Origin of the sequence: Mycolicibacterium septicum DSM 44393 (assembly GCF_000455325.1) — a bacterium.
Lineage (GTDB): Bacteria > Actinomycetota > Actinomycetes > Mycobacteriales > Mycobacteriaceae > Mycobacterium > Mycobacterium septicum.
In genome coordinates, this window is record NZ_HG322952.1 from 252732 (window position 1) to 261842 (window position 9111).

The following is a 9111-nucleotide window of genomic DNA, read 5'->3' on the forward strand; positions in this document are numbered from 1 at the left end:
GCCACGCACCATGAACTGTCCCTGAAAATCAGCCTCAGAGAACGAGTTGAGGCGCCGGGTCGGGGTCGCCGGCCGTGCGCCGCGATCCGAACCGCAGAGCCGAGTCTTCGACGGGTCCGTTACGCAGCGTCTGCGCGTCGATCGTGTAGTTCATCGTCATCTGCCAGGGTCCGTCGACGCCCTGACGGGGAATCTCGTCGAGCGATCGCTGCACGTAACCGGCACCGAAGTCCAGCAGCGGGCGGGTCTGGCCACCGGCGAACTCGGGTCGCACGGTGTCGAATCCGTTGTCGTCCATGTGCTTCAGCAGCCGGCAGAAATGCTCGCAGAGCAGTCCGACCTTGAGCGTCCACGACGAGTTGGTGTAGCCGAACGCGAAGGCGAAGTTCGGCACGCCGGAGAGCATGATGCCCTTGTAGGCCACGGTCTCGGCGAGGTCCACCGGCTCACCGTCCACGGTGAGCGACATCCCGCCGAACAGCTGGATGTTGAGTCCCGTTGCGGTGACGATGATGTCGGCGTCCAGTTCCCGGCCCGACTCCAGCAGGATGCCGTTCTCGGTGAAGGTCGCGATGCGGTCGGTGACCACCGAGGCGCCGCCCTCGCCGAGCGCGGTGAACAGATCACCGTCCGGCACCGCGCACAGCCGCTGATCCCACGGGTTGTAGCGGGGGCTGAAGTGCTCGTCCACCGGATACCCGTCAGGCAGCTTGGCCGCGTTGATCCACCGGATCACGGCCCGGGCAGCCTTCGGGTACTTCTGGCAGAACGTGTAGACCGCACGCTGCTTCAGGATGTTCTTGCGCCGGGTCAGCGCGTAGCCACGCTCGTCGCCGAGCAGTCGCTTGGCGGTGTTGGCGAAGGAATCCTTGGCCGGCACCGGCATCACATACGTCGGCGAGCGCTGCAGCATGGTGACGTGGGCAGCCGTGCCCGCCATCGCCGGGATCAGCGTGACCGCGGTGGCGCCACTGCCGATCACGACGACCTTCTTGCCGGCGTAGTCCAGATCCTCGGGCCAGTGCTGGGGGTGCACGATGCGCCCGGTGAACCGGTCGGCGCCCTGGAACTGCGGGGTGTAGCCCTGGTCGTAGCGGTAGTACCCGCCGCCGCAGAACAGCCAGCTCGCCGAAATCTGCACGAGTTCTGGATCTGCCCCGTCACCGTCGGTCCGCTCGATGTCCACGGTCCAGGAGGCCCGCGCCGAATCCCAGGCCGCGCCGAGCACCTTGTGGTGGAACCGGATGTGGCGGTCGATGCCATTCTCCGAGACCGTCTCGCGCAGGTAGGCGAGGATCTTGTCGGCGGTGGCGATCGCATGCTCGTCGCGCCACGGCTTGAACTCGTAGCCGAAGGTATGCAGGTCCGAGTCCGACCGGATTCCGGGATAACGGAACAGGTCCCATGTGCCGCCGGTCGCGCCGCGGGCCTCCAGGATCGCGTAGCTGCGCCCGGGGTGTTCGCGCTGCAGGTAGTAGGCGGCACCGATGCCGGAGATACCGGCGCCGATGATGAGTACGTCGACGTGTTCGGTGTGGGTCATGTCTCAATGGTCGCGGCCGGCCGACTGTCCCCCAAGGTCGGAATGACCAAACATTACCCATCCGGTGGTGCACTTTGCACCACCGTTCTACGCTGGGGTGATGGTGTGGCAGCTACCGTCACAGCGGGTGCAGGACCTGATCCGGCAGTGCGCACAGATCGTCCTCAACCCCCGCCCGGACTGGCTCGACGAATTCGACTCCGCAGTCCTGGCAGCCAGTCCGACCATTGCGTCCGACCCCGAACTCGCGGCCGCGGTCGTCCGGAGCAACCACGCCAACCTGTTCTTCTGGGGCTCGGCGAATGTACGCGATCCGGGCGCCCCGGTGCCGCCGAACACCGGACCGGAGCCGCTGAGCATCGCGCGGGAACTGGTGCGCCGCGGCGTCAGCGAGTTTCCCCTCGACGCGTACCGGGTCGGTGAGGGCGTGGCGTGGCGTCGTCTCATGGAGATCGCCTTCGAGCTCACGTCCGACCCTGCCGAGCTGCACGAGATGCTGGATGTGTGCTCGCAGTCCATCAGCGCGTTCGTCGACGCCACGCTGGCCGGGATCGCCGCCCAGATCGACCTGGAACGCGACGACCTGACCCGTGGCACCCACGCCGAGCGACGCGAGACCGTCGCCCTCCTGCTCGAGGGCGCCCCGATCCCCAGACAGCGCGCCGAGGCACGGTTGGGCCATTCGCTCACCGGAACCCACACCGCGGCGGTGATCTGGAGCGAAGACTCCGCGGGCGACCTGTCGGGACTGGACCGGGCCGCCGAGGCCTTCGGCCAGGCCTGCGGCGATCCGCGGCCGTTGAGCGTACTGGCCAGCACCGCCACCCGCTGGGTGTGGGCGACCGGTGGCGCCGACATCCAACCCGGCCTGCAGGCGCTCACCCACGAGCTCGACGGCGTCCGGATCGCCGTCGGACCGACCGCCGACGGCCTGGACGGCTTCCGGCGCAGTCATTTCGATGCGATCACCACACAGCAGATGATGGCCCGGCTGCACTCCACGCAACAGATCGCGCGGTTCGCCGACGTCGAGCTCGTCGCACTGATCACCGCCGAGCCCGACCGTGCCGCCGAGTTCGTCAGCCACAATCTCGGTGCGTTGGAGACCGCCGACAACGAATTACGGGAAACCGTACGGATATTCGTCAACGAGCAGTGCAACGCGTCACGCGCCGCGGCGCGGCTCTACCTGCATCGCAATACGTTGCTGCGCCGGCTGGCCCGCGCCGACGAACTCCTGCCCCGCCCACTCGCCGAGAACAGCGTCGCCGTTGCCGTCGCACTGGATGTGCTGCGGTGGCACGGCAACCGGACCGGGTGATCGGCCGAGTCGGTCAGTCGAAAGCGGTATCCAGATAGCGCAGGGCGTCGGTCTTGCCGATCCCCAGCGCACGGGCAGCCTCGGCGAACGAGTGCGCAGCAGCGGCCATCGCGGCATCGGCCGGATCCGCGCGTGCGACGAATGTGCCGTACCGCCCGCGGGTCTCCAATACCCCCGCCGTCTCCAACTCGCGATAAGCCCTGGCCACGGTGTTCACCGCGAGTCCGACCTTCCCCGCCAGCTCACGCACAGTCGGCAACCGGGTCCCCGGCGCCAGCCGCCCCTGCCTGATTCCATCGATGATCTGGATCCGGAGTTGATCGAACAACGGTTTTTCCGCGCTCGCGTCAACCAGAACCCAATCCCCCAACTCGGCCACGTGCCCAGTATCACCCAAACCGACTACGTTGGTGATGTGCAAGTGACTGTCCTGTCCGGTGCCGGGATCTCAGCGGAAAGCGGTGTGCCGACGTTCCGCGACGTCGAGACGGGCCTTTGGGCGAAGGTGGACCCGTACGAGATCTCCAGCATCGAAGGCTGGCAGCGGCATCCCGAGAAGGTCTGGGCCTGGTATCTGTGGCGTCACTACATGATGGCCCACGTGCAACCCAACGACGGACATCGCGCGGTGGCCGCCTGGCAGGACTTCGCCGATGTCCACGTCGTCACCCAGAACGTCGACAACCTGCACGAGCGCGCAGGCAGCACGAACGTCTACCACCTGCACGGCAATTTGTTCGAGTTCCGTTGCGATGCTTGCGGTTCAAGGTTCGAGGGCGACCTGCCGGTGATGCCGGAACCGGTCGAGACGATCGAACCCCCGGTGTGCCCGTGCGGTGGCCTGATCCGGCCGAGTGTCGTGTGGTTCGGCGAGCCGTTGCCCGATGACGCATGGCAACGTTCGGTGCAGGCGGTGAGCAACGCCGATGTGGTGATCGTGGTGGGCACCAGCTCGATCGTCTATCCCGCGGCGGGCCTGCCCGAAGCCGCCGTGGCCGCGGGCACCGTGGTGATCGAGGTCAATCCGGAGCGCACGCCGCTGTCCGACAGCGCGACCATCTCATTGCGGGAGACGGCGGCCAACTCCCTGCCCAACCTGCTGCAGCGGTTGCCGACCCTGCTGGGCTCTAGGCAGGCCTGACCGCGCGTCCGATCGCGAACTCGGTCACCGGCAGCGGCACCCAGGCCGGCATCGCCAGTTCACGGTGAGCATCGGCCACCTGGAATCCGCTGTCGGTGATGGCCTGTTCGGTGTGCCGATGGGTGTGGCAGTTGCCGAACAACCGCGGCCACACCGTGGCATCGGCCACGCGCTGCATCCCGGCCCGCCAGCCGCTGCCCGCGACATGCTCCAGATAACGCAGCTCCCCGCCCGGGCGGAGCAACGAATGCAGCTGCCGCAGAACAGTATCCGGCTGATCGATGGAGCACAGCACCAACGAGCAGACCACGGCGTCGAACGGTTCGGCGCTGCTGAACTTCTCGGCGGTGTCGCTGGTGACGGTCACCGGCACCGGAGCCGTCGCCCCCGCGCTGCGGGCCACCTCGGCCAGGTGGCGTTCGGGCTCGATGGCGACGACCTCGGTCACCGTCGAGGGATAGAAGGCGAAATTCGTCCCGGTGCCCGCACCGATCTCCAGAACCCGGCCGCTGAGCCCGGCGAGGTTCTCGGCGCGCAGCCGGCGCAGCGCCTTCGGCTCCGAACTCGACAACGTCTTCCAGATCCGGGCGAAGAACGGATTGTCCACGGTCTTGTCAGTCACGGTTGTCCTCCGTCGGCGTATTCACTGGCGAACCCCTTCAGCCGGGCGATGGTCTCCATGGGCTCGAGGTCGGTTCCGATCATTCCCGAGACGATCTGACCGGTGCACACCGCACGCAGCACGCGGTCGGTGAACTCCTCGACATCCCCCCACGGCAGATAGGGCTTGGAGATCAGGATGGCGGCCACCCCGTGCGCGGCGGTCCACAGTTCCAGGGCCAGCATCGTGGCGTCCCCGGGCGGGTAGATCCCCTCGGCGATCAGCGCCTCCATCGTGGCGCGCATGTGCTGGAACGCCGAACTGTTGAGCGCGGTGTCGACGTCGCTGCCGGGCCTGCCCTCACCCATGGTCGCCAGCCGGTACAGCTCCGGGGTGCGCCTGGCGAAGTTCACATAGGCATGCCCCTGGGCGCGCAGCACCTCGATGGTGGAGGGCTGGTCGGCGGCGACGCGTTGCATCTCCTCGTCGAGCTTCTCGAAATACCGTGAGCACACCGCGTCCAGGAGTGTGTCCTTGTCCGCGAAGTGCAGGTAGATCGACGGCGGCGTGACCCCGACGCGCTGGGCCACCGAGCGGATCGACACCGCCTTGGCATGACCCGTTTCCAACAGCAATTCGGTTGTGGCATCGAGGATCTGATCGTGCAGAAGGTCGCCGGAACCACGCGGGGCACGGCGCCGTTTACGCGGTTGGATCACCACGCTAGCCGGCGTCCGTCACACCGGCGCCGGCCCGTTCGCGATTTCCGCCATCACCGGGGACGTCGCCGGGCCCCTTAGGGTCCGGTTCGGCCGGACCTGACTCACTGATCCCGAACCGCTCGTGCAGACGCGCCAACGGTGCGGGCGCCCACCAGTTCCACTGCCCCATCAGATGCATGAAAGCCGGCACCAACAACATTCGCACCAACGTCGCGTCGACCAGGACCGCAATGGTCAGGCCCAGACCGAACATCCGCATGAAGGCCACCTGCGCGGCGATCAGCGCCGCGAACGAGATCGACATCAGCAGCGCCGCGGCCGTCACCACCCGGCCGGTACGGGCCAGGCCGAGCGCGACGCTCTCGTCGTTCCGCTCGCGCGGGGACATCTCGGTGCCATCGGGTTTGGTCTGCCCGGACGCCAGCCAGAACTCACGGATCCGCGAGACCAGGAACACCTCGTAGTCCATGGAGAGCCCGAATGCGATGCAGAACAACAACACCGGCAGGTTGGCCACCAACGTGCCCGTCGACGTGGTGCCGAGCGCGCCCAGGTGGCCGTCCTGGAAGATCCACACCAGCGCGCCGAACGCCGCCGAGAGAGACAACACGTTGAGCACCAACGCTTTCAGCGGGAGCACCACACTGCCGGTGAGCAGGAACAGCAGCACGAAGGTGATCGCGGCGATGATGCCGAGCACCATCGGCAGGCGCGAGGTGATGGCATGTGAGCTGTCACGGTTGACCTGCGCGATGCCGGTGAACTTCACCTCGGCCGGGGCGGGCACCGCGTGCAGCGCGTCGAGCTGGGCCTCGGAGGCGTCGCTGAACAGCGGTTCGTGGCTGCCGATCGTCAGATAGGCACTGCCGTCGGCTATTCCGGTTCCCGACGTCGGCGGGCCGACCCGGCGACCGTCGACAAAGGTGCCCCCGGGTGCGGACACCGAGGCACCGGCCGCGGCCCGTGACAGATCACCCGCGTAGCGGTCGATTTCGGCGGGCCGCAGGCCGGCGACGTCGGGCAGCACCACGGTGACGGCGGTCGAGGAGTCGACGGCGAAATCGTTGCGCAGTTCGTCGCCGAGCTGGCGGGCCGACGCCGACGACGGCAGCACCCGGTCGTCGGGGAAGCCCCACTTGATACCGAGGAAGGGGGCGCCCAGCAGGAGCAGCAGGGCGATCACCGCGAGTCCGATCGGGACCGAACGACGCATGACGCGCTTGGTCGTGCGGTACCAGAAGGTCTGCTCGACCGGCTTGGCGACGGGCTCGGGCCGGCCCAGGATCCGGCGGATGAACCGACGCACGTCGTAGGCGTCCAGCCGGTCACCGAGCAACGCGATGGCGGCCGGGGCCACCACGATGGCCGCGAACGCCGCCAGCGCCACCACCGCGATGCCCGCGTAGGCGAACGACTTGAGGAAGTACATCGGGAACAGCACCATCGCCACCATCGACAGCGCGACCGTCATCGCCGAGAACAGCACGGTGCGGCCGGCCGTCACCATGGTGCGCACCAGCGCGCGGTCCGGGTCGACGCCGTCGGCGAGTTCGTCGCGGTAGCGGCTGACGATCAACAGGGTGTAGTCGATGGCCAGCGCCAGCCCCATGGCGACGGTGAGGTTGAGCGCGAAGATCGAGACGTCGGTGACCATCGTGAACCCGCGCAGCACGGCCAAGGATCCGAGGATCGCGAATCCACCGACCGCGAGCGGCAGCGCGGCGGCGAGCAACCCGCCGAACACCCAGACCAGCACGAGGAAGCTCAGCGGAATCGCGATGGATTCCATCATCAAGAGATCTTTTTCGCTCTGCCCGTTGATCTGGACGTAGATCATCGCCTCGCCCCCGGCCCGCACCGTGACGCCGTCACGGTCGTGCACCAGGCCGTCGGTGAGCTCCTTGGCATGCTTCTGCGCGCCGCTCTCCCCGCCGGTGATTCCGGCCAGGATGAGCCCGGTCTTTCCGTCCTTGCTGATGAGCGTCGCCGCCGCGGGCGCCGGCACGGTCCAGGTCGAGCTGACCTCGGTCACATAGGGCGAAGCCTTGAGTTGGGTGGCGATGTCCGTGCCCGCGGCCCGGGCCGCGGGACTGTTGGCCCCGGCGGCCGATTCGTCGGTGACGCTGATGACCAACTGCATGTCACCGCGGGCGAACTTGTCCGACAGCAGCTGCGTGGCCTGCGCCGATTCCGAAGTCGGGTCCTGGAATCCACCGGCCGACAGGCTCTTGGCCACCGGAATGCCGAAGATGCCCGCGGCCACCATGGCCAGCGCGGCCACCACGAGCACACGTCGCGGTGCGGCGATGGCGAGATGGGCGATGCGGTGCAGCACGTGGTGTCCTTCCCCCGATGAGTATCGCCGTTAAGTTAACAGCGGTAAGTTTCCAACGTCAACGTGGGTCTCGCTCTACACACGGACGCCGGCACCGAAGGGTTCACCGCTGAGCACGCCGCGATGAATTCGGGCGTCTCGATGCGTCTAATCGAGCATGGCCAACACCACCGTCGCCGAAACCGCGACCACCCGTATGACCGATACCGGACTGCTCATCCTGCGCATCGCCACCGGCGCCACGATGCTGCAGGCGGGCCTGATCAAGGCATTCGACTTCGGAACCGCCGTGGGGTTCATGGAGTCCAGCGGCTGGCGGCTACCCGGGTTCGGCGCGTTCATGGTCACCGCGGCCGAAACCCTGGGCGGCATCGGCCTGCTCCTGGGGGTCCTCACGCCGCTGGCCGCGTGCGCGGTGATCGGCGCGATGGTCGACGCCTGGGCCGTGAACGTATCGACGGACGCGTTCTGGTCCCAGCCGTTCAACGTTCCGTTCCTGGCCGCATTCGCCGCCGCGGCGCTGCTGTTCACCGGCGCCGGCGCCTTCTCGGTCGATGACCGCGTGTTCGGCCGCTCCCGCGTATCGGCCAGGGCCGCGGTGGGACTTGTGGCGCTCGGAGTCGTCGTCGCCGTCGTGACCTGGATCGCGTTGAACGGGACCAACCCCATCCACCTCACAAAGCCGGCCGCCTGAGACCCAGCGTGGGCCTTGTGCCCGGAATTTCCGCCGAAACTGTGCATGAGGCCCACGTTCGTGGCCAGGGGTGATCTGGGCTACTCGCCAGAAACCTACCCAAAAGTAGGATTGCCACCATTTTCCGAACCGTGACTCAAAGATTCCTTAATAGTGACCCATACGCTCAGTGTCATGTGGATCGACGACACCAGTGCAGATGTCATCAAGGTCGACTTCGAGGCCCTCTACCACGGCGATTTCCTCGTCGAGGGCGACACCTCGGAGCAGTTTGACGACTACCAGGAACTGCCAACCGCAGTATGAGAAAACGCGCGCCTCGCGGCGCGCGTTTCCCATCTTCAGTTTGCCGTAGTTTGCCCCTTCAAGGGCCGCAGTCCTCGCTCAGGCGAGGACTGCTTCTTTCTCAGGCTCGGCCTCGCCCGCGCCGACCATGTTCGCCAGGCGCCCACTGATCAGCAGCTCGGCCTCCGACACCATTCGTGAGACGAGTTCGCCGCAGGTGGGGATGTCGTTGATCAGGCCCATCGAGGTTCCGACCGACCAGATGCCTGCGTCGAGATCACCGATCTCATAAACCTTCACGCCGCGTTTGCCGGCCACCAGATCCTTGACGTCCTCGAACTGACCGCCGTCCTTGAGGATCTGCACCACCTCACGTGAGACCGCGTTGCTCGCCACGCGGGCGGTGTTGCCCAGGCTGCGGAAGATCAGCTCGGTGTCGAGCTCGGTGCCCGCCACGATCGCTTCCTTA

Annotated in this window: 9 protein-coding genes and 1 pseudogene; 4 read left to right on the top strand and 6 right to left on the bottom strand. The window is 67.0% G+C overall.

Annotated features, from left to right (window positions below; genetic code table 11):
- Positions 1–34 precede the first annotated feature (34 nt).
- Entirely contained in the window at positions 35–1543 is a 1509-nt protein-coding gene (locus TX88_RS21115) for a flavin-containing monooxygenase (RefSeq protein ID WP_044519873.1), read from the bottom strand.
- Between the two features lie 100 nt (positions 1544–1643).
- Here TX88_RS21115 and TX88_RS21120 point away from each other — a divergent pair, with 100 nt between their 5' ends.
- Entirely contained in the window at positions 1644–2864 is a 1221-nt protein-coding gene (locus TX88_RS21120) for an Rv1453 family transcriptional regulator (protein WP_044519874.1), read from the top strand.
- 13 nt (positions 2865–2877) lie between these two features.
- Here TX88_RS21120 and TX88_RS21125 read toward each other — a convergent pair whose 3' ends face one another.
- A complete protein-coding gene (locus TX88_RS21125) occupies positions 2878–3243 on the bottom strand; it encodes an Rv1152 family transcriptional regulator (protein ID WP_044519875.1) in 366 nt (121 codons plus the stop codon).
- Positions 3244–3279: 36 nt separating this feature from the next.
- On the opposite strand from TX88_RS21125, the gene TX88_RS21130 reads away from it, so the two are divergent.
- Positions 3280–4005: an NAD-dependent deacylase gene (locus TX88_RS21130; protein ID WP_044521531.1), complete on the top strand. Its 726-nt coding sequence runs from the start codon at positions 3280–3282 to the stop codon at positions 4003–4005.
- Here the strand turns inward: TX88_RS21130 and TX88_RS21135 are convergent.
- From TX88_RS21135 to TX88_RS21145, 3 genes are read right to left on the bottom strand one after another with little or no spacing between them, the layout of a single operon-like run.
- The gene (locus TX88_RS21135) at positions 3992–4627 is read right to left on the bottom strand and encodes a class I SAM-dependent methyltransferase (RefSeq protein WP_044519876.1); all 636 of its coding nucleotides are present in this window, start codon (positions 4625–4627) and stop codon (positions 3992–3994) included. The genes TX88_RS21130 and TX88_RS21135 overlap by 14 nt on opposite strands.
- A complete protein-coding gene (locus tag TX88_RS21140) occupies positions 4624–5328 on the bottom strand; it encodes a TetR/AcrR family transcriptional regulator (RefSeq protein WP_044519877.1) in 705 nt (234 codons plus the stop codon). Before TX88_RS21140 ends, TX88_RS21135 begins: the two co-directional genes overlap by 4 nt.
- 1 nt (position 5329) lies before the next feature.
- Positions 5330–7663, bottom strand: coding sequence for an MMPL family transporter (locus TX88_RS21145; protein WP_044519878.1), 2334 nt, complete (start codon positions 7661–7663; stop codon positions 5330–5332).
- A gap of 157 nt (positions 7664–7820) precedes the next feature.
- On the opposite strand from TX88_RS21145, the gene TX88_RS21150 reads away from it, so the two are divergent.
- Together TX88_RS21150 and TX88_RS35595 are read left to right on the top strand one after the other, a co-directional pair.
- Positions 7821–8357 (top strand): DoxX family protein, encoded by a 537-nt coding sequence (locus tag TX88_RS21150; protein ID WP_044519879.1) that lies wholly within the window; start codon positions 7821–7823, stop codon positions 8355–8357.
- Between the two features lie 174 nt (positions 8358–8531).
- Positions 8532–8663 (top strand): hypothetical protein, encoded by a 132-nt coding sequence (locus tag TX88_RS35595; protein WP_088305117.1) that lies wholly within the window; start codon positions 8532–8534, stop codon positions 8661–8663.
- A 78-nt stretch (positions 8664–8741) separates the two neighbouring features.
- Here TX88_RS35595 and TX88_RS21155 read toward each other — a convergent pair.
- Positions 8742–9111, bottom strand: a pseudogene (locus TX88_RS21155) (nitronate monooxygenase); the annotation flags it as partial.

Coding starts and splice junctions, on each gene's coding strand:
- TX88_RS21115 (WP_044519873.1), bottom strand. CDS start 1,543: ATGACCCACACCGAACACGTCGACGTACTCATCATCGGCGCCGGTATC.
- TX88_RS21120 (WP_044519874.1), top strand. CDS start 1,644: ATGGTGTGGCAGCTACCGTCACAGCGGGTGCAGGACCTGATCCGGCAG.
- TX88_RS21150 (WP_044519879.1), top strand. CDS start 7,821: ATGGCCAACACCACCGTCGCCGAAACCGCGACCACCCGTATGACCGAT.
- TX88_RS35595 (WP_088305117.1), top strand. CDS start 8,532: ATGTGGATCGACGACACCAGTGCAGATGTCATCAAGGTCGACTTCGAG.